Here is a 20,471-nt window from a genome sequence, read left to right as displayed (position 1 = left end):
CCGTCCAAGGCGGCGGCCTTGTCGGGGTCGGAGGGCTGGTGCCAGTCGAAGACGAGCTCGACATCGTCGGGCAACTCGATGTCGGAGGTACGGAAGTCGGCACCGTCCTTCTTGGCGGCCGCACCGCTCTCACGAGGGCTCGCGGAGGACTCCGGCGAGCCCTTGGCACCGTCGATCTTGTCGTCCTTCCCGCCGTCACCCCCACCCCCGCACCCGGCGAGCAACAGGGCCGAGGCGGCGCCGACGGCGGCCAACGAGACGGCGGGGCGGGAGAGTCGCACAACGGGCTCCAGTACATCAGGTGACTGTCGTGAACCTGACCGTAGCAAGCGTCACCACCCGATCGCTCCCCGTGCACAGAAGTCAGGAAGCCCACGCCCCATGCGGGACCTGGACGGGATGTTTCCGGATGTCGGCCACGTACAGCGCCAGTCGGTGTTCGCCGACCGTCTCCTGGCCACGGCGTCGGCCGCTCCGCCTCGCCCGAGGCCATCGGTGAGGTACGGCCGCTGCTCGCCGAGTGCGCCTGGGCCTTCAGCCGCGGAGTGCGCTCCGGACCCACCAGAATCCCCGGGCGCCGGGCGCAAAGTGCGCTCCTCGCGGCGCGTCCCGTCGAGCACGGCATCGCGCATTTGAAGAGCTGGCGGGGCGCCGGCTCGGACGCCGCGAGTACATCAGCGGCACCGTGCAAGCCGTCGCCCCGCCCTGGGGCCCCGCCAGCAGACCGCGGGTCTGATCCCGGCACGGACGAGGTGGCATGCCACGCCACAGCGCGGCCCGCGGCGCCTCACCGCCTGCCGGGCACGGGCGCGTCAGACCTGGACCATGGCGATTTCGCGCCGTCGCACGTGCTTGGTGAGAACGGTCAGCAAGTAGACCTGCACGGCGAGGGTGACGGCTCCGAGGCATGCGGCGCTCACCGAACCGGGCATCATGAACGCGGTGTGGGACACGAGAATCCCGCCGATCAGCCAGATGCGATGCCGGTCGCTCCAATTGGCAGCCGCTTGCCAGCGCAGCACGAGAAGGCCGAAGGGCACGGCTGTCAGGGCCGCGACGAACAGCCGCTGGAGGGGTGACATCAGGTCGCCGAGCAGCAGTTGGGGCCCCAGGCCCAGAGGGAGCAGCGTGGTCAGGAAGGCCATCGTCAGGTACAGGGAGACGAATCCGACCGCTCCCGGGTGAGGCGCGGTCCGGGCCGTGCGGACACGACTGGTGCGGCGGCGGGGCAGCACCACCAGCGCGAGCACCCAGAGCACGGCGATGAGGGCGCAGAACACCGCAGTCCAGCCCCACGGCGTCCGGTATCCGGGATCCATGGCTCCGGAGAGGAGAGCGCGGAGCCCGAACACGCCCACGATCGCCAGGGCGACGGCGCCGATCAGGCCTTTCCTGCCCAGGTACGGCCGGTTGCGCTGTGCCGGGAAGAGTAGGTTGGCCAGGCCGATCGGCACGAGGACGCTGAGCACGACGTGGATGCCGATCTGCGATTCCCAGTAGGTCACGTTCACGCCGAGGTAGCGCAGGCCCCATTCGGCGGCGCCGTACATCCGGGGGCTGGTCAGGGCTTGCAGGCCCAGTCCGTCTTCCGCCAGTTGGTAGGCCACGCCCAGGAGCACCAGACTCGGCCAGCCGCCACCGGCCCGCACGACGGCCTCGCGGATCACCAGGACACCGGCCCCGTACATCACCACGAGCAAGGGAAGGAGCAGCCACGTCTTCGGCACCGCGACCGCGGTGAACGTCAATTCCGCGCACGCAGTGGTCAGCAGTGCGAGCCCCCAGGGGGCACGGTTCCAGGACCGTTTCCTGTTTCCGCGCGTCGCTCCCCTTGTCCTGACGAAGTTCGGATTGTGCGATGGCGGCAGATCAACGTTCTTCATGGGTCCTCAGAAGTTCTTCGAGTTTCGCGTTCTGTGCTTGCGTCATCGTCACGGCCTGCTGCTCGAACGCCGCTCGTTCCGCGGGGTCCTCGGGCATCGGCGGGGCCATGTCGGGGTGCAGTCGTGAGCGCTCCAGCCAGGCGCCGATGTCCGCGTTGCCCGCCCAACGCAGCTGCTCCGCGTTCCCGGACAGGGTGTAGCGGAGCCAGTCCACGTCCGTCCTGGGGTTCGGTGTGACGGGGCAGAGTCCGTTCTTGACGGTGTCGTCGGAACACGTCGCCTCGACATGGGCGATCAGGGCGGCGCTGAACACCGGCTGGCACACCCGCACCGACTGAAGGGTGATCACTTCGTCCTGGAAGACCGGAACGACGGGGAGTTGTCTGATGGCGTCCGCCGTGCAGTCCACGTGCAGCACACGAGGGCCGGTCGGGATCGTGCCGCCGTCGAGTTCGATGTCCGTCTCGTTGATCCGTTTCACTCGGCCGAGGCGGACGACATCGTCGATCCTGCGCAGTTGCTGCAGTTCTGCCTGGGAAACGGTCGCGCAGCGGAACGCCGTCGGCCGCTCCTGGGGGGAGATCCGCAGTAGCTCGCCGACAGCGTCCAGCCTCTCGAAGAGGTCGGGCACGGATGCGGCGCCCATGATGGCTTCGTGCTTGGCTGCGTAGTCCCTCATGAGATCTTCGACTCGGCGGAGGGGGCGTGGTTGCACCTTCGCCCGGTCGAGGAGCCACGGCGCGCGGGGCATGATCCAGGTGAGGTCCCTGGGTGCGACCCCTTGCTCCAGCAGCCAGAGGCAGGCGTCGATCCCGGTCTTGCCGGCGCCGACGACGACGTACCGGTCGTAGGGTTCGCGAACGCCGGGCAGAGCGTTGGGCGGTGCGATGGAGATGCCGGGGGCCACCTGGAACTCCGGCGGTCGCATGGCCGGCACCGTCACACCCTGGTACGTGGTGTCCACGACCTTCCGGCGCACGGTTACCCGGTGTTCCTCGCCCGACGTCGTCCGGCGGAACCGTCCGTCGCCCTGGTACTCGGCCATGGGGAAGTAGGAGACCCGCCCGGTCGGCAGGAATGTGTGGCGCATGACCTGGTCGTAGTAGTCGCAGATCTCGGCCGCGCCCGCCAGTTCGTACAGTCCGGCGTTCCAGCCGGCCTGGTCGACCAGACCGGCTCCGAGCGGGCGGGAGTTCACGCCGTACATGACGGAAGGCTGATGGAGCCGCACGTAGGGATAGGCGAGGGTCCAGTGCCCGCCCGGCCGGTGGTAGCGGTCGACCATGGTCACCGTTGCCCGCGTCTCGCTCAGCAGTGTGTCCACGAAGGCCATCGCCGTCGCGCCGGCGCCGATCACCAGGTAGTCGGTCTCTGTTTCGTTCACCATCGGGTTCTGCTTTCTTTCCTCGGTCGAGCTCGGGCTCGACGCTGTGGTCGGTCCTGGAGGCGGCTCAGCCGCTGCTCGCCGCTGCCGTCATCGCGGTGATGGCACCCTGCGTCCGGACGATGGCCTTGCGCACCGCGGGGCTGATGGACTGGCCCCGCGCGATGTCGGACATGCGCCGCCGCACCTGTTTGCGCCGGCCGTTGGGCACCGCCCGGCGCCACAGCTTCGAGGCGTGCAGCACGCCGATCAGGGCGGCGGTGCGCTCGTGAGGGGCCTGTCCGTTGAGGACGGTCGCGGTGAGTCTGGCGCGCACTTCGGCCTCGGCCGACGGGTCACTCACCGGGTAGCGATGTGCGGGGAGCATGCCGAGCAGCCAGGTCCGCCTGCGGTGCAGCACACCGCGCTCCACGAGTGCGGTGAAGGCCCGGTCGGGTGCGCCGCCACGCGTCCGGCGCAGCACTTTCGAGACCCGCACTCCGTCGGCCACCTCGGCGAGCACGGCGTCCAGGTGCCCGATCCCGGTCGGGGACGGGTCCAGCACGGTGACGGTGTCGTTCTCGCCGACGGTGATCCTGTGGAGGAGGGCCAGTTCGACGACGCCCGCGCCGGCCACCGCCCAGTCGAGACCGAGGCGCATCCTGCCTCCGCCGGTCCCGTTGTCGAGGGCGATCAGGGCGACTTCTTCGGCGATGGTGAGTTCTGGCATGGTGCTGCTCTTTCGCTCGTGCCTGGCTTGGTCATGCGTGCCGCGGGGCGCCGACGCGGTGAAGGTGCGGCAGTGCCCGCCGGTAGGGGTCCGGCGAACCGGTTCTGCGGTACGGGATGCCGGTCGGGGCGCAGTACGCACGCGCCGCGAGGTGCGCTATCGGCCCGCGCAGGAGGTTCGGCCGCTCGTCCTCGCCGCGCAGGGGCGCCCCCTTGTGGTCCGAGGGCGGGGAGGGAGCCCGTGCAGACGCCCCGGATCCTCTGGTGCACCGGTGCTTGTCCGTCCATCGGCCGTCGCCCATGCCGCTGCCGGCCTGCCCGGCCAGGCTGACGGCGCCGAACCCTGAGCAGGTGCTACGTCGGACACCGGTCGAGTCGGCGGGGAGACGGGGAGGGGTGGGACGGGTGCGCGCAACCGTCTGTGGTGCGCGCCGAGGGGCGTGCGCCGGGATGCGTGCTCGCCCCACCAGGTTGCGTACGGTGTATCGGTCGCATGCGTACAGCGTATTGGTGCGGTTCGATCGGTCAATATTTTCGGCTTGATAGGCCGAACAAAGTGCACTACCCTGCGCGAAGTGAACTAGTTCGCTTGACGGGTCGTCGAGGGGGCTACGAGGAGATCGGGAGATACGCATGCCGTCCGTGGCCCAGCCGGAGCCGCTCTATCTGCGTATCGCGGAAGAGATCGAAGCCAGGATCCGGTCCGGTGATCTCCGGCCAGGCGAGCGCCTGCCGTCGATCCGCCAGATCGCAGACCGCTGGAGCGTCGCGATCGCGACGGCCACCAGGGTGGTGGCCACCCTGCGCGAGGAGGGGCTGGCCGAGACGAAGGTCGGCTCCGGCACGGTGGTCAGCTCCTCGCCCGGCCGACCCCGGCCGACCGGGCGGGCGAAAGCACCCGCCTCCCGGTTGCCGACCGGTTCGGGCGGCGCGAAACAGGCGCTCAGCCGGGAGCATCTGCTGCGGACGGCCATCGGGATCGCCGACGTCGAGGGGTGCGACGCCGTCTCCATGCGACGGGTCGCCGCCGAACTGGGGGTGGGGCCCATGTCGCTCTACCGGCACATCGCGAACAAGGACGACCTCGTGACGCAGATGGCCGATCTGGTCTTCGGCGAAGCGGAACTACCCGATCCGGGGCCCGCAGGCTGGCGGGCCAAGCTCGAACTGGTCGCGCGGCGGCAATGGGCGCTGTGCTGGCGGCACCTCTGGCTGCCCCGAGCGGTCTCGTTCACCCGCCCGTCGCTCGCGCCGAACATGATGGTGCACACCGAGTGGATCCTGCGTGCACTCGACGGTCTCGGCCTTCCGTTGCGGACGAGGATGCAGGAGGCGCTGGCGCTGCACTCACTGGTGCTCCACGTCGCACTGTCCACTGCGGACGAAGCGGAGGCCGTGCAGGAGACCGGGGTGACACTCGCCCGGTGGCTGCAGGCGCAGCAGGCGCGGACCGAGGAACTGTTCGCGAGCGGGCGGTTCCCGTTGCTCGCGCAGGTGCACGAGGAAACGGCCCCTGACCTCGACGAGCTGTTCGAGTACAGCCTCGCCCGGCATCTCGACGGTTTCGCGATCCTGGTGGGTGAGCGGTGAGTGCAACCGCACGGCCGGTTCGCACGCGCGGGTGCCGATCCGGCTCCTGACCGTCGTCCCGGCCGTGCCGGCGAGCCCGCCCGTCACGGCGTACATCCGCTGCGGGGTCGGCGGGGCGGTGGAGGCGGCCCCCGCACTGGTTGCTGGTTCAGCCCGTCGGGCAAGAAGGTGGCTTGGCGGCGCCAGGCGTCGGGCGCGGTGTCCGCGACCGCACGCGCGAGCCGACGGTCCGCAGGTCCCGGTCGCCGCCCCGGACGACCTCGCAGAGGATTACTGGAACTTGCAGGCCGAGCGCGACCGCGTCGAGCACTTTCCCCCAGCCGATGACTCCGCAGGCCACCGTGAGGCGCCTCCAACGGGCCCCCGGGTCAACGCCGTAGGCCGACGGCGCAGCGCAACGGTGGAGGTCATCGTCGGTCGGGACGGGGGCGTCGTACCGGCTTGCGGAAGAGGGCGGTCCACAGGAACGCCTTGCCGAAGTGGGCCGAGTCCTCGGGGAGATGGCGCATGCGGCGGAGTTCGACCTCTTCGAGGTCCCGGAAGAGGTGACGCAGGGAGGAGGGGGTGTAGGCGAGACCTCCGTGCAGGCTCCCCCCGCGGTACAGCTCGGCGTCGGACAGGCAGCTGCCACCCTCGTCGCCGTGCGCGGCGAAGCAGGTGAGGGAGAAGTGGCCGCCCGGGGCGAGGGCGGTGTCCAGGAGAGACAGGTAGCTGATGCGGCGGTGCGGCGGAAGGTGGTGGAAGAAGCCCGAGTCGTGGATCAGGTCGTACGGGCCGCCGGGAACCGGGCCGGGGCCGGACAGGAGAGCGAAGGCGTCACCGCACAGGAAGGTGACGCCCTCGGCGACCCCGGCCTCGCGGGCCCGGTCCGCTGCCCAGCGCAGGGCGGAGGCGGACAGGTCGACGGCTGTCACCTCGAAGCCGCGCGAGGCGAGGTGGAGGGCGTTGCGGCCGGGCCCGCACCCGAGGTCGAGGGCGCGGCCGGGGCGGAGGAGACCGCGTTCCAGGTAGGACGCGAGGCTCTCGTCGGGTGCGGCGACGAAGAAGGGCACCTGCCGGGAGCGGTCCGCGTAGAAGGCGTCCCACCAGCGGGCGGCGCCGCTCCCCCGCCCGGTACCCCCTTCGGTGAACAGGCCGTCCAACAGGTGCAGCAGATCGTCGACGGTACGCACCTGTCGGTCCACGCCCCGTCCCTCCTCCGCCCCTCCCACCTCTCCGATTTCTTCCATCTCTTTCCGTCTCTTCTGTCGTACCCGCTGCTTCCCTCGCTTGCGTTGCGGGAACGCGGGCGGCAACTGTCAGTGGTGGAAGTCATGATGACGCGTATGACGACCAAGACAGCGCCCGCGCCCGAGACGCGGCACGAACTGGCCCGCCAACGCCTCGCGCCCGAGGACGCCGAGCGGGGATCGGGCTGCTCGAACCCGGCGGGCGCCTGCGGAAGGCGCACGAAGGCCGACCGGTGGTCGGAGAGTTGGGCAAGGTGCCGCGCCTGCCGGTGGGGGTGGAGTGACCCGTGTGGGAGGGACACGGCCCACTGTCGTGCGTCGCGGTGATCGGCTACGGGGCGCCGCGCTCGGTGGCCGCCGAGCAGGGGCGCGGGCTGCCGTTACGGGCGGACGGTCGGCTCGCGTTCCTCCACTACGACGGCGAGGACGGCATCGGCATGGTCGATCCGGGCGACCCGGGACGGCAGTGCGGCTGACCGCGTCGACCGGGTGGTCACCGCTGCTGACCGCGCACGCGGAGAGGTCTCGGTCCGTTCAGGCTGGCGATGTTGGAGGTCGCCTAGCGCGCCGGACCGACTTGTGACCTGTAGGGAGGAGCGTGACATGCCTTGCGGGTGGGTTGATTACCTACGTACCATTTGCCTGAATCCGCGAAAGTGGCGTCCGACGCCTGCCACCGCTACTGAAGACGCAGGTCAGACAGTCTACTCCCCGCGCACGCGGGGGTGGCCCCTCCCCCACCACCAAGCGCAGCACGGCGACCTGCTACTCCCCGCGCACGCGGGGGTGGCCCCACTCGCGTCGCCGCCTCCCTCTTCACCTCCCCCTGCTCCCCGCGCACGCGGGGGTGGCCCCCGCAGGTCACCTGTCACAGCAGGGGGAGGGTGCTGCTCCCCGCGCACGCGGGGGTGGCCCCCTCTTTCAAATCCCGAGCTTTGGCGAGATGCTCTGCTCCCCGCGCACGCGGGGGTGGCCCCGGCGTAGGTCGCCGTGCGCGCTGCGCGGGACCCTGCTCCCCGCGCACGCGGGGGTGGCCCGGCGTCGAAGTCGCCCTCGCGGAGCATGCGCATCTGCTCCCCGCGCACGCGGGGGTGGCCCCTGGGCGAGCCGCTCGGTGTAGGCGGTGGTGTCCTGCTCCCCGCGCACGCGGGGGTGGCCCCAGGTGCATCTCGATCAGGTAGGTGCTGTCGGACTGCTCCCCGCGCACGCGGGGGTGGTCCCGCGGTACAGCCGAGGCACACGAGCGACTGACACTGCTCCCCGCACACGCGGGGGTGGTCCCACGCGCCGCTGAGCTATACCCGGCAGATCGGCCTGCTCCCCGCACACGCGGGGGTGGTCCCTCACCCGTGGACATCGTCCAAAACGTCGGCCGCTGCTCCCCGCACACGCGGGGATGGTCCCACCGCCGCCAAGGTGTTGCCGATCAAGAAGCTCTGCTCCCCGCGCACGCGGGGATGGTCCCTATCTCGGCGGCCTCGGGTGTGGCCTGGATGCCTGCTCCCCGCACACGCGGAGGTGGTCCCTGGTCGGGGGTGTTCATCGGGTCCTCTCGGTGCTGCTCCCCGCGCACGCGGGGGTGGTCCCGTCGCCGCAGGCGTCAGCCCGAACCGGGCGGCCTGCTCCCCGCGTACGCGGCAATGGTGCCGCCTGGATCACCGCGCTGCCGGTCGCGGTCATCTGCTCTTCGCGCCGACGCGTCGGCCCATCGCTGTTCGGCGCCGCGGTGCGCTGGCTGGAGGCCGACCGGCCGGGGCTGGAACGGGAAGGCGTCCAGGTGCGGGCGGGCGGCCCGGACTGGCCGGAGTCGATTCTCCGGTTCGCCGCCGAGGGGAACGGCACGCTGGCCGAAATGGTGCTGTGGCCACCGGCGAGACCGAGCCGGAGTACGCCGCCCCCGACGCGGACCCGGTGTGGTGCGGGCACCAAGAGCTGACGTCCACCGACGAGGTGGGCGCCGCGCTCGACGTGCTCGGCTGGGGGCACGCTCTCCGTACCCACGGCTCCGCCACCTCCCCGCCGAGGGCAGGTACGGCATGTGCGGCGCGCACGGCATGTCCGTACGGATACCGGCGCTGGGCGGCGCGCCCGCCGCCTTCCTCGTGCTGATGGCGCACGACCGCGCCTTCGCCCAGGGCGTCGGAGACGGCTGGGTGGAGGACCGCGCCTGCCTGGAGCAGTACTTCCAGAAGGCCGGCGGTTGGCCGCGGGACCGGCGGTGACACCGCTGCGTGGGGACGCGGTGACGGGGGGGGATGCTCGGCGGGACGGTGACGGGCCTGGGCACGCGACCGCGCCCCGTCCGGTACGGACGAGGCGCGGTACGCGGGTGTGCGCGGGGGCGCTGAACTCACCGCGTCGGCCGGTCCGTGCCACGCATCGGCCGCCGACTCGATCAGCCCGTCGGGTGGGTCGCTCGGGACGGGCTACTTCTTGCCGTCGCCCTTGCCGCCCTGGCCACCCTTGCCGTTGTCCCCACCGGGACCCATCGTCTCGTAGATCTCCTTGCACATGGGGCAGACCGGGTACTTCTTGGGGTCGCGCCCCGGAACCCAGACCTTGCCGCAGAGCGCGACGACAGGGGTCCCGTCCATCGCGCTCGCCATGATCTTGTCCTTCTGGACATAGTGGGCGAACCGCTCGTGATCGCCGTCACCGTGCGATGTCTGCGGGGTCGGTTCGACGAGTGTGCCGGTGCCCGCCCCGCGCTCGGGCTCAAGAGTGCTCATGCAGTCCAAGGGTACTCATGCGGCCGGAACACGTCAGGCATGGGCGGTGAGCCGCGTCACCCGTCCGAGGCGGTCCGACGTCCGCGGTGCGGGAAGGCGTGCAGGGTGCCGGGCGAGGGGTTGCCGCTCAGTTCAGCGAGGGGTCGTCCGGGTACGTCGCGACCAGCGCCAACTCGCTGCGCTGCCGCCGCAGTACGGACCGCCACAGCCGCTCGGGGGCCGGCGAGGAGACGTCGCCGGGCTCGGACTCGACCACGTACCAGGCGCCCTCGGACAGTTCCTTCTCCAACTGTCCCGGGCCCCAGCCCGCATACCCCGCGAAGATCCGGAGAGAGCCCAGCTCGGCGGCGAGCAGCTCGGGCGGGGCCTCCAGATCGACGAGGCCGATGGCGCCGTGCACCCGGCGCCATCCCAGAGGGCCGTCGGCGTCGAGTACGGCCCCCAACGCCTCCGCAGCGGCCGCAGCCTCCGCGGTTTCGGCATCGTCTGCGACCTCCCCGGCCTGTGCGGCTTCTCCCGCTCGGGGGGCGTCCGGGACCTCCCCGTCCTCTCCGGCCCGTGCGGCTTCTCCGGCTCCGGCAGCCCCAGCTCCCGCTCCGGCAGCCCCCGGGACCTCCCCGGCCTCTGCGGCTCCGGGAGCCTCCGCGACCTTCCCTGCCTCTGCCGCTTCCGCAGCATCTGCAGCGTCCGCGACCCGACCGGCCACTGCGGCCCCGTCCGCGTCCGCGGCATCACCGGCGTCCCCGGCGGCCGTACCCGCCGCTGCGTCTGCGCCGTCACCGGCGCCCGCGGCGGCCGTACCCTCCGCCGCTGCACCCGCTTCGGCCGCTGCACCCGTTCCCGCGGCTGCACCCGTTGCCGCGGCTGCGCCCGTTCCCGGGGCTGCACCCGTTCCCGGGGCTGCTCCCGATTCCGGGGTTGCCCCCGGTCCCGCCGCGTCCGCAGCCTCCGCCCCCTCCGCAGACCGCGACTCCTCCGCAGAACGCAAACCCTCCGCAGAACGTGGCGCTCCCCCAGACCGCGGTGTCTGCGAAGACCCTCCGGCATCGTCCGCGGACCGCCCGGCGTCCGCGGGCCGTGTGACGTCGTCCACGCCCGCCCGGCCCGTCGTCTCCGCCGCATCCGCAGCCGTCACACCGTCACCGGCGTCGGTCCCGGCCTTGCCGGAACCGTCGGCGTCACCGGAGCCCGACTCGCCGGGAGGGCGCTGCACATCACTCTCCGCGCCCGTGGCGTCACCGTCCACACCGCGGCCCCCACCGGCCCCCTCGGCGCGCCCAGCTCCCTCAACGCCCGCAGCGCTGCCCGTGCTCTCAGCGCTGGGGGCACCCGCGTCGGGGCCCTCTGAGGGGCCTTCCGGGGCACCAGGATTGCCCCGGACGTGCGGGTGGCTCGGACCACCCGAGCCACCCGACGGCACCACGGCGACCCCGAGTGCCGCGTCCAGGGAGACGGGACCGCCCTGGAAGACGACGCCCGGCTCGCCCGTGAGCGGGGCCCACGGCTCCAGGATGTCGCCGACGTTCACCGGGGTGGGACGGTTGAGGACCACGCCCAGTGAGCCCGCCTCGTCGTGGTCGAGGAGGAGCACCACCGCGCGGTCGAAGTTCGGATCGGCCAGCACCGGTGTGGCGACGAGCAGTCGCCCGGTGAGCGAGGACACCTCGGTCATACGGCAATGATCCCGCACCCGCGCCCGTCGCGGGGACCCCTTGGCGGGATCGGAGGGGAGCACAGGAGGGGCGGACGGACGCGGGCGGACCGCGCGGAGCGGCGGTCCGCCCGTCCGCGGCGCGGCGGACCGGGCACCGCGCCACGCTGAGCGACGAGAAGCCGACCCAGCGTGTTATTGCTCACCTGTGACAGTCCCAGGCCCCCCTCGCGCTTGGGTAGGGGCCGGAGTGGGCCATTACGCTTGCCTGTTGTCCTATCCCGTCTCGCGGAATCGCGGAGATCCATGACCGACAGCCCAGCCGACGTACTCCTCGTCCACGGTGGCGCCCCGCTCGAAGGGGAGATCCGTGTCCGGGGTGCGAAGAACCTCGTCCCCAAGGCCATGGTCGCCGCGCTGCTGGGCAGCGAACCGAGCCGCCTGCGCAACGTGCCCGACATCCGCGATGTCCGGGTCGTACGCGGGCTGCTCCAGTTGCACGGCGTGACGGTGGGCACGGGGAGCGAGCCCGGCGAGCTGGTGCTCGATCCGTCGCACGTGGAGAGCGCCAACGTCGCGGACATCGACGCGCACGCGGGCTCCTCCAGGATCCCGATCCTCTTCTGCGGTCCGCTGCTGCACCGGCTCGGCCACGCCTTCATCCCGGGCCTGGGCGGCTGCGACATCGGCGGGCGCCCGGTGGACTTCCACTTCGACGTGCTGCGCAAGTTCGGCGCGACGATCGAGAAGCGGGCCGACGGCCAGTACCTGGAGGCCCCGCAGCGGCTGCGCGGCACCAAGATCCGGCTGCCGTACCCGTCGGTCGGCTCCACGGAGCAGGTGCTGCTGACGGCGGTGCTGGCCGACGGCGTCACGGAGCTGTCGAACGCCGCCGTGGAGCCGGAGATCGAGGACCTGATCTGCGTCCTGCAGAAGATGGGCGCGATCATCTCGATGGACACGGACCGTACGATCCGCATCACGGGTGTGGACAAGCTCGGCGGCTACACGCACCGCGCGCTGCCGGACCGGCTGGAGGCGGCCTCCTGGGCGAGCGCCGCGCTGGCGACCGAGGGCAGCGTGTTCGTACGCGGCGCCGAACAGCGCTCGATGATCACCTTCCTCAACACCTACCGCAAGGTCGGCGGGGCCTTCGAGATCGGTGACGAGGGCATCCGCTTCTGGCATCCGGGCGGCCCGCTGAACGCCATCGCGCTGGAGACGGACGTGCACCCCGGCTTCCAGACGGACTGGCAGCAGCCGCTGGTGGTCGCGCTGACGCAGGCGTCGGGGCTGTCGATCGTGCACGAGACGGTGTACGAGTCGCGGCTGGGCTTCACCTCGGCGCTCAACCAGATGGGGGCGCACATCCAGCTCTACCGCGAGTGCCTGGGCGGCATGCCGTGCCGCTTCGGGCAGCGCAACTTCCTGCACTCGGCGGTGGTCTCCGGGCCGACCAGGCTGCAGGGCACCGATCTGGTCATCCCTGACCTGCGGGGCGGTTTCTCGTATCTGATCGCCGCGCTGGCCGCGCAGGGCACCTCGCGGGTGCACGGCATCGACCTGATCAACCGGGGTTACGAGAACTTCCAGCAGAAGCTGGTGGACCTGGGCGCCAAGTTCGAGCACCCGTGACGGCCGCGGGCCCGCCCCGGGAGGGAGCGGGCCCGTGAGCGTGCGACCTTCGGTCAGCCCGCCGTGAGCGGGTAGTGGTCCGAGAGGTTGTCGTAGGTGTACTTCTTGCCCCAGCTCGTCACCGTCCAGGGCTCCGTACGTTCCTTGACCACGTGGTTCGTCCAGTGGTCCGGGCGGGCGTGGCCGCGGCGGTGCAGGACGTGGTCGAGGTCCTCGGACGGGTCGTCGGGGTAGCGGTCGGCGGCGATGGAGTTCTCCTTCGTGTCGAAGGAGCAGGGGTGTCCGGTGTGCGTGTCGGGGGGTACGAGCCCGGCGTCGGAGAGCATCGAGGGGTATGCGGCGCCGTGGCGGTCGACGTTCAGATCACCGGCGACGAGGACCTGTTCGCCGGCCGGGATGTGCCGGGCGTCCAGGAAGGCGCCGATCTCCTTGAACTGCCCGGAACGGACGGAGACGTCCTCTCCGTCGCCGCACGCGGAGTCGGTGGCCTGGGTGTGGGTGCCGACGACGTGCACCCTGGTACCCCGCACGTCCAGTACGGCGTAGACGAAGCCCTTGTTGGAGAGGGCGTCGGAGCCGCAGCCGTCCGCGAAGATGTGCTGTTCCTTGTGCAGGACCGGCCACCTGCTGAGCAGGGTGACACCGCCGTCCTCGGGTGCGGCGTCCGAGTACCCGCCGCTGGTGGCGTCCCATCCGCTCCTGCTCCGGCCGACCACCGGGGTCTGGTACGGGTAGCGGTCGGCGGCGTCCTTCTTGAGCGCGTCGGACGCGGAGTTGTCGAACGCCTCTTCAAGGACGACGACGTCCTGGCCCTGGAAGAAGTCCGCCTCGGCGATGGCCTCGGCCCGGTGGTCCTGGCCCCAGTGGGGATACAGGTTCTTGCTGAAGAGGAAGGTGTTGTAGTTGAGCACCTTCAGCCGGGGCGTGTCCCCGGACCGCGGCTGAGCGGCTGCCGGGGCGGCCGCCGCCAGGGCGACGGTGGCGGCCAGCAGGGCGGCGGCCACAGCAGTAGCGGCGCCCGGGGCGGCGCGCCGGGAGCGCAGGGCGCTGGTCACGCGGTCTCCTCCACGAGGACGGGGTTGTCGTGCGGGGTGAGCGTGCACCGGGCGCCCGGTGCCAGCGCGCCGGCCTCCCAGCTCGGCAGGTCGGCCTTGGCCTCGGCGCCGGTCGCGGTGGTCAGGTGGAGCCGGGTGGTGCCGCCGAGGAAGGTGGCGACCCGCACCGTGGCCTCCTCCCCCTGGCCGTCCCGGTCGCCGTCGCGCTCGCCGGAGGTCACTTTCAGCTGCTCGGGCCGCAGCAGGACGTCCACCGTGCGCCCGGCGGGCGGGCAGTCGCCGTGCACCGGCAGCCGCCGGCCCAGGACCTCGACGGTGTCCTCGTCGCGGACGACACCGGGCAGCCGGTTCATGGTGCCGACGAACTCGGCGACGAACGGCGTGGCGGGCCGGTCGTACAGCTCGCTGGGCGGGGCGCACTGCTCCAGGCGGCCGTCCTTCATCACGGCGACCCGGTCGGCCATGGACAGCGCCTCCTCCTGGTCGTGGGTGACGAAGACGGTGGTGATGCCCAGCTCCAGTTGGAGGCGGCGGATCTCCTCCCGCAACTGGAGCCGCACCTTGGCGTCCAGCGCGGACAGCGGTTCGTCGAGCAGCAGGACGCGGGGGCGGATCGCCAGGGCGCGGGCGAGGGCGACGCGCTGCTGCTGGCCGCCGGAGAGCTGGTGGGGGTAGTGCTTGTCGCGGCCGGGCAGCCCGACGAGTTCGAGGAGTTCGGTGGCGCGGGCCGCGCGCTCGGCCTTGGACACCTTGCGGACGCGCAGCCCGTAGGCGACGTTCTCGGCGGCCGTCATGTTGGGGAAGAGGCTGTAGGACTGGAAGACCATGCCGATGTCGCGCCGGTTGGCGGCGACGCCGGTGATGTCGTCGCCGCCCATCAGCAGTTCGCCGCTGTCGGCGGTCTCGAAGCCGGCGATGATGCGCAGCGCCGTGGTCTTGCCGCAGCCGGACGGGCCGAGGAGAGCGACGAGTTCGCCGGGGGCGATGTCCAGGTCGAGCCCGGCGAGCGCCGTGGTGGCGCCGAAGGAGCGGCGCAGCCCCCGCAGGCGCAGCCCGACGCCGCCGCTGCCCGCCCGGGACGCGGCCGCCGGTCCCTCCGGCTGCTCCTTCACGGTGGACGGTGTGGTGGTGGTCATGCGGTGGTCTTCCTCCCCTTACGGGCCCGCCCGCCGGCGAGGTTGGTGAGCAGGAGCAGCAGGCCCCAGGTGATGAGCAGGCTGAGCATGGCGGCGGCGACGGACAGCTGGGCCTCGTACTCGCCGACCTGGACCATCCACACGGAGAACGGTTCGAAGCCGAGGACGGTGGCCACCGTGTACTCGCCCAGCACCATGGCGAGGCTGAGTACGGCGCCGCTGACGATGGCGGGCCGCAGGTTGGGCACCACGACGCGCCACAGGGTGGCCGCCCTGGAGGCGCCGAGGCTGCGGGAGGCCTCCACCAGTGTTCTGAGGTCGACGGCGCGCAGCCCCGCGTCCAGGGAGCGGTACAGGAACGGCAGCGACATGACGGTGTAGACGAGGACGAGCACCAGCGGGAAGCTCTTGTTCTGCAGCGCCTGGAAGGTGCCCCACAGCGGGGTGTCCGTCAGGTCGTCCTGCCAGGACAGCACGGTGCCGACCCCGGCGACGAGGGCGACCGGCGGCACGATCAGCGGCACCATGCACAGCACCTCCACCACGCGCCGCAGCCTGGGCAGCCGCAGGGCGACCACGACCATGGTGGGCACCATCAGCAGCAGTCCCAGGGCGACGGTGGTCAGCCCGAGCCGGAGGGAGAGACCGAGGCTGGTGGCCATGCCGTCGTCGCCCAGCCCCTTGGCGTACGCGTCGAAGGTGAGGCCCTTGGCGGGGTCGTCGACGGTGAACCAGAGCGAGGCCGCGACGGGGACGAGGAAGTACAGCGCGGCGAGCAGCAGTACGAGCACGCCGCCCCAGGGGCGCCGGCGCGCCGAGGGGGCCGGTGCGGGGGCCGCATCCGGTGCAGGGGCCGCGCCGGGAGCGGGGCTCACGGTCGGTGCCGGTGCCGGGGTCGCGCTCGTCGGGGTGGTCGCGGTGGTACCGGTCGGCCCAGTCACCCTAGCCATCGGTTGCTCCGTCGTTGCAGCGGGATCTGTACGGCCATGACCAGCAGCGCGATCACCACCATGTTGAGGCTCATGGCGAGGGCGAGGTTCTCCTGGCCGACGAGGACGTTCCCGGAAAGGGCGTTGGCGATCTGGATGGTGATCAGCGGCACCGAGGAGCCGGTCATCACGGCGGCGGTGGCGTGCGAGGCGAAGGCGGTGCCGAACATCAGCACGGCACCACCCAGCAGCGAGGGCGTCAGCACGGGCAGCCCGACGTGCCGCCAGAACTGGGCGCGGGTCGCCCCGCAGGAGGCGGCGGCCTCCCGCCACTGGGTGCGGACCCCGTCCAGCGCGGGCAGGACGGTGACGACCATCAGCGGCACCATGAAGTACAGGTAGGCCAGCACCAGTCCGGTGAAGGTGTAGAGGCTGAAGCCGGTGGCCTTCAGGTGCAGCAGCCGCGTCACCGTCCCGGTGGTGCCGAGGGTGGCGATGAAGGCGAAGGCCAGCGGGGCGCCGCTGAAGTTGGCGAAGACGCCGGAGGCCGAGACGACGGCCTTGCGCAGCGCGCTGTTGCGGGAGGCCAGTACCGCCTGGGCGACGACGGTGCCCAGCACCGTGGCCACCACGGCGCTGAGCAGCGAGAGTTTCACGCTGCCGGCGAGTCCGGTGGCGTAGGCGCCGGAGAGGGAGGCGTGCACGTTCTCCAGGCTCGCGTGGCTCGCGCCGGTGTCCGGGTCGACCACGGTGAAGGCGTTGTAGGCCAACGTGCAGGCGGGCAGCCCGAAGCAGGCGGCCATGAAGGCGAAGAACGGGACGACGGCGGGCCAGCGCCAGCGGCGCACGCGGGCGAGTCCGCCGGCTCTCCGCCCGGCGGGCGCGGCTGCCGGAGGCGCCGGCTCGTCGCTCGTGGAGGCGGGGGTGGGGGTTGTCACAGCCATCAGCTGACCGCCGCGCCCCAGCCCTGGCTGATGGCCTTCTGCGCCTTGGCCTCCTGGCCGGCGCTGGGGAACTTCGGGGTGCCGTCGACGTCGGGGAGCTTAGCGGCGGCCTTCTTGTCGGCGGTGCCGTTCTTCTCCATCTCCTCCAGCAGCGCGGGCCTCGAGAAGCCCTTGAGCCAGATGTTCTGGCCCTCGGGGCTGTAGAGGAACTCCAACCACAGCCGGGCGGCGGCCGGATGGGGCGCGTAGGTGTTGACGGCCTGGTTGTAGTACTGCGAGTACTGGCCGTCCCGGGGGACGTCCACCTTCCAGTCGACGCCCTTGGACTTCAACTCGGCGCCGTATCCGAGGTTGAGGTAGTCCCAGTCGATGGAGACGGGCGTCTCGCCCTTCTGGATGGTCGCCTTGGTGGACTCGACGGGCACGTAGTTGCCGCTCTTCTTCAGCTTCTTGAAGAAGTCGAGGCCGGGCTGCACATCGCCGAAGCCGCCGCCGTTCGCGAGAGCCGCGGCGATGACCGCGGAGAACGCCGAGGAGGACTCGTTCGGGTTGCCGTTGAGCGCGACCTTGCCCTTGTACTGCGGCTTCAGAAGGTCCTTGAAGGTCTTGGGGCACTCCTTGACGGCCTTGGCGTCGCAGCCGATGGAGATGTAGCCGCCGTAGTTGTTCATGTAGGAGGCGTCCGGCTGCTTCTGCGAACCGGGTATGTCCTTCCAGCCCTTGACCTTGTAGGGGGCCAGCAGCTTCTTGGTCTTGGCGGCGCGCATGAAGGAGGTGCCCAGGTCGAGGGCGTCGACGGCACGGTCCTGGCCCTTGCGCTTGGCGGCGGCGTTGAGGGCGCCCTGGCTGCTGCCGCCCGGGTCCTCGTTGTGCACCTCGATGCCGTACTTCTTCTCGAACGCCTTGATCATCTCGCCGTAGTTGGCCCAGGTCGGCGCGAGGGCGTAGACGTTCAGCTCGCCCTCCTTCTTGGCCGCCTCCACCAGCTTGTCCATGCCGCCCAGGTCCGCGGCGGAGCGGGCCTTGCCCGCCTCGCCGCCCGAGCCCTGGGCCGGCGCCGAACCGCAGCCGGTGGCCACGGCGGAGAGGGTGACGGCCGCTGCCGCGGCGGCCAGCAGTCGGCCGCCTCGGGGGCTTCGGCGGCTGTGATGGTGTGCCTTCACGTCTCTACTCCCGGGGTTCGCGCCCGCCACCTGTATGGACAAGCTCGATTCATTGAGCTTGGGCAAGCTAACAGCACCCACCCCCCGGAGCAAAGCCCGGGGCATCGCCAAACCCCCAGCTCAAAGCGTTGTTTGCGAACAGGTTTAGCGCTGCTGAACTGCGGTTATACGCATCTGCCACGCCCGTTGATGTGCATAGCACTGCGCACAGGTGGCATGATCGGACGAAGCCCGCACGCAGCAGCCCCCGGCACCACCCCAGGCGCAGAGCAGCACATCGAGGAGTCGCCCCATGACCGAGCCCCGGCGTCACGAGCGCATCGCCGACGAGCTGCGCGGCGCCATCGCCGACGGGCGCTATCCGGTCGGGGCCGCACTGCCCTCGGAGGCCGAACTCGCCACCGCACACGGCGCATCCCGCGGCACCGTGCGACAGGCCGTCGCCGCGCTCCTCGCCGAAGGGCTCATCGGCTCCCGCCAGGGCGCCCGCCGCGTCGTGCTGTCCACCACGCCCAGCCAGAGCTTCACCGAGCTGCGCAGCTTCGCCCAGTGGGCCCGGGCCGGCGGCCGCACCGCGGGCGGCCAGGTGCTGACCGCCTCCTGGGACGTGGCCCGCACCGACGAGGCCGGGCTGCTCCAGCTGCGGCACGGGGCGCCGGTGTGGCGGGTGCTGCGGCTGCGCACCCTCGACGGGGAACCGGTGCTGCTGGAGCGCACCGTCTACGCGGAGTGGATCTCACCGGCCGTGCAGGCGCTGCCCGACGACTGCGAGTCCGTCACCCAGCAGCTCTACGACGACACCGGGCTGGTCTTCGCCCACGGGGAGCACCACATCGACGCCGTCGCCGCCGGCACCGCGGACGCCGAGCACCTGCGGCTGCGCCGGGGCAGCCCGCTGCTGCGCGTACGGCGCACCACCACGACCGCCGACGGGCGGCCCGTCGAGTCCTCCGACGACCGCTACCGCCCGGGGTCCGTCGTCTTCACCGTCCGCAACTCGACCCAGACCAACCCGCTCGCACGCACCCTCCCCCAGCCGTCGGCCGGAAGGTGTCCCGACTGACCTGCGCTTCTCCCCGCTCCCGGGCCCCCCGCCTCCGGCCGGGAGTGCCCCCACGACCGCCGTCCCCCACACGTGCCTCTTGCGCACCGCACTCCGGTGCCGGGGGTACGCCCCGCGTGCGCCCGCGGGTGCACGCCGTCCACGCGCCGCAGCGCACCGGCGCCCCGTCCCCGCCCCTTCTCCCAGAAGAGCGAGCCCGCATTGCCCACCACCCTCACGCCCGCCACCCGCCCGGCTGCTCTGCTGTGCGACATGGACGGCACCCTCGTCGACACCGAGCGCGACTGGCTGGCCACCCTGGCCGAGCTGCTGGCCGCGCACGGCGCCGCAGCCGACCAGGCCGCACTCGCCCCCTTCGCGGGCCTGCCGCTCGACGGAGCCGCCACCCTGGTCGCCGAGCGCACCGACCTGGCGGCCGACGCGGCCGAGGCCCAGCTCGGCGAGACCTTCACGGCACGGGTACGGGCCGGCGTGACCGTCCAGCCGGGAGCCCTCTCCCTGCTCGACTCCGCCCGCGCACTCGGCATCCCTGTGGCGCTCGTCACCGCGTCCGAGCGCCCCATCGCCGACCTCGTGCTCGACACGCTGGGACGGCACCGCTTCACCTGCTCCGTCGCCCACCGGGAGACCGAACGGGGCAAGCCCCACCCCGACCCCTACCTGGCCGCCGCACGCCTGCTGGAAGCGGCCCCCGAGTCCTGTCTGGCCGTGGAGGACACCCCCACCGGTGCCGCCTCCGCGCTGGCCGCGGGCTGCCGCGTGCTGGCCGTCCCCACGGTCGACGGCATCCCCGAGGGCCCCGGCACGCTGCTGGTGGGCTCCCTGGAAGAGGTCGACCTCACCCGGCTGCCCTTCGCCGCCCCGGCCCCCTGAGACCGCCTCCTGGGCCCTCTCGCGGCTTCCCGGGCACCTGGGCGGGACGAGCAGGACGAAGGGGACGAAGGAGCCCTGAAGGCGGGTCCGGCAGCCCAGGAAGCCGGAAGGCCGCCGGGCTCCCGGACATGCCGGAAGGGCGGCCTCCCCGCGGGGAGGCCGCCCTTGGCGTTTGTCGTGCTCTGCGGCTTACTTGCCCTTCGCCGCTTCCTTGAGCTTGGAGCCCGCCGACACCTTGACGCTGTACCCGGCCGGGATCTCGATCGGGTCACCGGTCTGCGGGTTGCGGGCGGTGCGCGCGGCCCGGTGGGCGCGCTCGAAGGTGAGGAAGCCGGGGATGGTGACCTTCTCGTCGCCCTTGGCGACGACCTCGCCGACGGTCTCGGCGAAGGCCGACAGGATGGCGTCGGCGTCCTTGCGGGTCACCTCGGCCCGCTCGGACAGAGCGGCCACCAGCTCACTGCGGTTCATAATTCGTACTCCCGTGTTCTTCTTGCCG

Annotated in this window: 18 protein-coding genes, 2 pseudogenes and 1 CRISPR repeat array; of the genes and pseudogenes, 6 read left to right on the top strand and 14 right to left on the bottom strand. The window is 71.8% G+C overall.

Annotated features, from left to right (window positions below; all coding sequences use genetic code 11):
* The 4 genes and pseudogenes from H297_RS0119720 to H297_RS0119705 all read right to left on the bottom strand — a co-directional run.
* Window positions 1-281: pseudogene (locus H297_RS0119720) on the bottom strand (hypothetical protein); the annotation flags it as partial.
* A 531-nt stretch (window positions 282-812) separates the two neighbouring features.
* Window positions 813-1,748 (bottom strand): hypothetical protein, encoded by a 936-nt coding sequence (locus tag H297_RS40375; RefSeq protein ID WP_486589580.1) that lies wholly within the window; start codon window positions 1,746-1,748, stop codon window positions 813-815.
* A gap of 121 nt (window positions 1,749-1,869) precedes the next feature.
* Window positions 1,870-3,270, bottom strand: a complete 1,401-nt coding sequence (locus H297_RS37360) for a hypothetical protein (protein ID WP_051352006.1) — start codon at window positions 3,268-3,270, stop codon at window positions 1,870-1,872.
* Between the two features lie 64 nt (window positions 3,271-3,334).
* Window positions 3,335-3,976: a GOLPH3/VPS74 family protein gene (locus H297_RS0119705; RefSeq protein ID WP_027738462.1), complete on the bottom strand. Its 642-nt coding sequence runs from the start codon at window positions 3,974-3,976 to the stop codon at window positions 3,335-3,337.
* Between the two features lie 632 nt (window positions 3,977-4,608).
* Between H297_RS0119705 and H297_RS0119700 the strand changes: the two genes are divergently transcribed.
* Complete coding sequence (locus tag H297_RS0119700; protein WP_037794738.1) at window positions 4,609-5,565, top strand: GntR family transcriptional regulator; 957 nt, start codon at window positions 4,609-4,611, stop codon at window positions 5,563-5,565.
* 407 nt (window positions 5,566-5,972) lie between these two features.
* Here the strand turns inward: H297_RS0119700 and H297_RS0119695 are convergent, their stop codons facing one another.
* Window positions 5,973-6,749: a class I SAM-dependent methyltransferase gene (locus H297_RS0119695; RefSeq protein WP_027738460.1), complete on the bottom strand. Its 777-nt coding sequence runs from the start codon at window positions 6,747-6,749 to the stop codon at window positions 5,973-5,975.
* A 332-nt stretch (window positions 6,750-7,081) separates the two neighbouring features.
* Here H297_RS0119695 and H297_RS40370 point away from each other — a divergent pair, with 332 nt between their 5' ends.
* Both H297_RS40370 and H297_RS43305 read left to right on the top strand, forming a co-directional pair.
* Entirely contained in the window at window positions 7,082-7,270 is a 189-nt protein-coding gene (locus H297_RS40370) for a hypothetical protein (RefSeq protein ID WP_027738459.1), read from the top strand.
* A gap of 228 nt (window positions 7,271-7,498) precedes the next feature.
* Window positions 7,499-8,380: direct repeats of the CRISPR family, unit length 28 nt; unit sequence CTGCTCCCCGCGCACGCGGGGGTGGCCC.
* Between the two features lie 450 nt (window positions 8,381-8,830).
* Window positions 8,831-9,016 carry a hypothetical protein gene (locus tag H297_RS43305; RefSeq protein WP_037794736.1) on the top strand — a complete coding sequence of 62 codons (186 nt, stop codon included), beginning with the start codon at window positions 8,831-8,833 and terminating at the stop codon, window positions 9,014-9,016.
* 204 nt (window positions 9,017-9,220) lie between these two features.
* On the opposite strand, the gene H297_RS0119675 is transcribed toward H297_RS43305, so the two are convergent.
* From H297_RS0119675 to H297_RS37340, 3 genes and pseudogenes are all read right to left on the bottom strand, one after another.
* The gene (locus tag H297_RS0119675; RefSeq protein ID WP_027738457.1) at window positions 9,221-9,523 is read right to left on the bottom strand and encodes a DUF3039 domain-containing protein; all 303 of its coding nucleotides are present in this window, start codon (window positions 9,521-9,523) and stop codon (window positions 9,221-9,223) included.
* A gap of 127 nt (window positions 9,524-9,650) precedes the next feature.
* Entirely contained in the window at window positions 9,651-10,229 is a 579-nt protein-coding gene (locus H297_RS44420; RefSeq protein ID WP_486589582.1) for a YqgE/AlgH family protein, read from the bottom strand.
* Between the two features lie 687 nt (window positions 10,230-10,916).
* Window positions 10,917-11,195 (bottom strand): annotated as a pseudogene (locus H297_RS37340) (YqgE/AlgH family protein); the annotation flags it as partial.
* A gap of 285 nt (window positions 11,196-11,480) precedes the next feature.
* Between H297_RS37340 and murA the strand changes: the two are divergent.
* The gene (gene murA, locus H297_RS0119665; RefSeq protein ID WP_027738456.1) at window positions 11,481-12,809 is read left to right on the top strand and encodes a UDP-N-acetylglucosamine 1-carboxyvinyltransferase; all 1,329 of its coding nucleotides are present in this window, start codon (window positions 11,481-11,483) and stop codon (window positions 12,807-12,809) included.
* 53 nt (window positions 12,810-12,862) lie between these two features.
* On the opposite strand, the gene sph is transcribed toward murA, so the two are convergent.
* The 5 genes from sph to H297_RS0119640 are packed head-to-tail and all read right to left on the bottom strand — an operon-like array spanning window position 12,863 to window position 18,036.
* On the bottom strand, window positions 12,863-13,864 hold the full coding sequence (gene sph / locus H297_RS0119660) for a sphingomyelin phosphodiesterase (RefSeq protein ID WP_051352005.1): 1,002 nt from the start codon (window positions 13,862-13,864) through the stop codon (window positions 12,863-12,865).
* Window positions 13,861-15,000 carry an ABC transporter ATP-binding protein gene (locus H297_RS0119655; RefSeq protein WP_027738454.1) on the bottom strand — a complete coding sequence of 380 codons (1,140 nt, stop codon included), beginning with the start codon at window positions 14,998-15,000 and terminating at the stop codon, window positions 13,861-13,863. The genes sph and H297_RS0119655 overlap by 4 nt, the downstream gene beginning before the upstream one ends.
* A complete protein-coding gene (locus tag H297_RS37335; protein ID WP_051352004.1) occupies window positions 14,997-15,950 on the bottom strand; it encodes an ABC transporter permease subunit in 954 nt (317 codons plus the stop codon). The genes H297_RS0119655 and H297_RS37335 overlap by 4 nt, the downstream gene beginning before the upstream one ends.
* Complete coding sequence (locus H297_RS0119645; protein ID WP_027738453.1) at window positions 15,938-16,873, bottom strand: ABC transporter permease subunit; 936 nt, start codon at window positions 16,871-16,873, stop codon at window positions 15,938-15,940. The genes H297_RS37335 and H297_RS0119645 overlap by 13 nt, the downstream gene beginning before the upstream one ends.
* Window positions 16,873-18,036: an extracellular solute-binding protein gene (locus H297_RS0119640; protein ID WP_037794735.1), complete on the bottom strand. Its 1,164-nt coding sequence runs from the start codon at window positions 18,034-18,036 to the stop codon at window positions 16,873-16,875. Before H297_RS0119640 ends, H297_RS0119645 begins: the two co-directional genes overlap by 1 nt.
* Before the next feature lie 292 nt (window positions 18,037-18,328).
* Here H297_RS0119640 and H297_RS0119635 point away from each other — a divergent pair, with 292 nt between their 5' ends.
* Both H297_RS0119635 and H297_RS0119630 read left to right on the top strand, forming a co-directional pair.
* Complete coding sequence (locus tag H297_RS0119635; RefSeq protein WP_027738451.1) at window positions 18,329-19,099, top strand: GntR family transcriptional regulator; 771 nt, start codon at window positions 18,329-18,331, stop codon at window positions 19,097-19,099.
* A 201-nt stretch (window positions 19,100-19,300) separates the two neighbouring features.
* Complete coding sequence (locus H297_RS0119630; RefSeq protein WP_027738450.1) at window positions 19,301-19,972, top strand: HAD family hydrolase; 672 nt, start codon at window positions 19,301-19,303, stop codon at window positions 19,970-19,972.
* A 189-nt stretch (window positions 19,973-20,161) separates the two neighbouring features.
* Here H297_RS0119630 and H297_RS0119625 read toward each other — a convergent pair whose 3' ends face one another.
* Window positions 20,162-20,443, bottom strand: a complete 282-nt coding sequence (locus H297_RS0119625; protein WP_027738449.1) for an HU family DNA-binding protein — start codon at window positions 20,441-20,443, stop codon at window positions 20,162-20,164.
* Window positions 20,444-20,471: the final 28 nt, after the last annotated feature.

It is taken from the genome of Streptomyces sp. CNT360, from assembly GCF_000424785.1.
The sequence above is the reverse complement of the archived record's forward strand: the minus strand, read 5'-3'. Positions and strand labels throughout refer to the sequence as shown.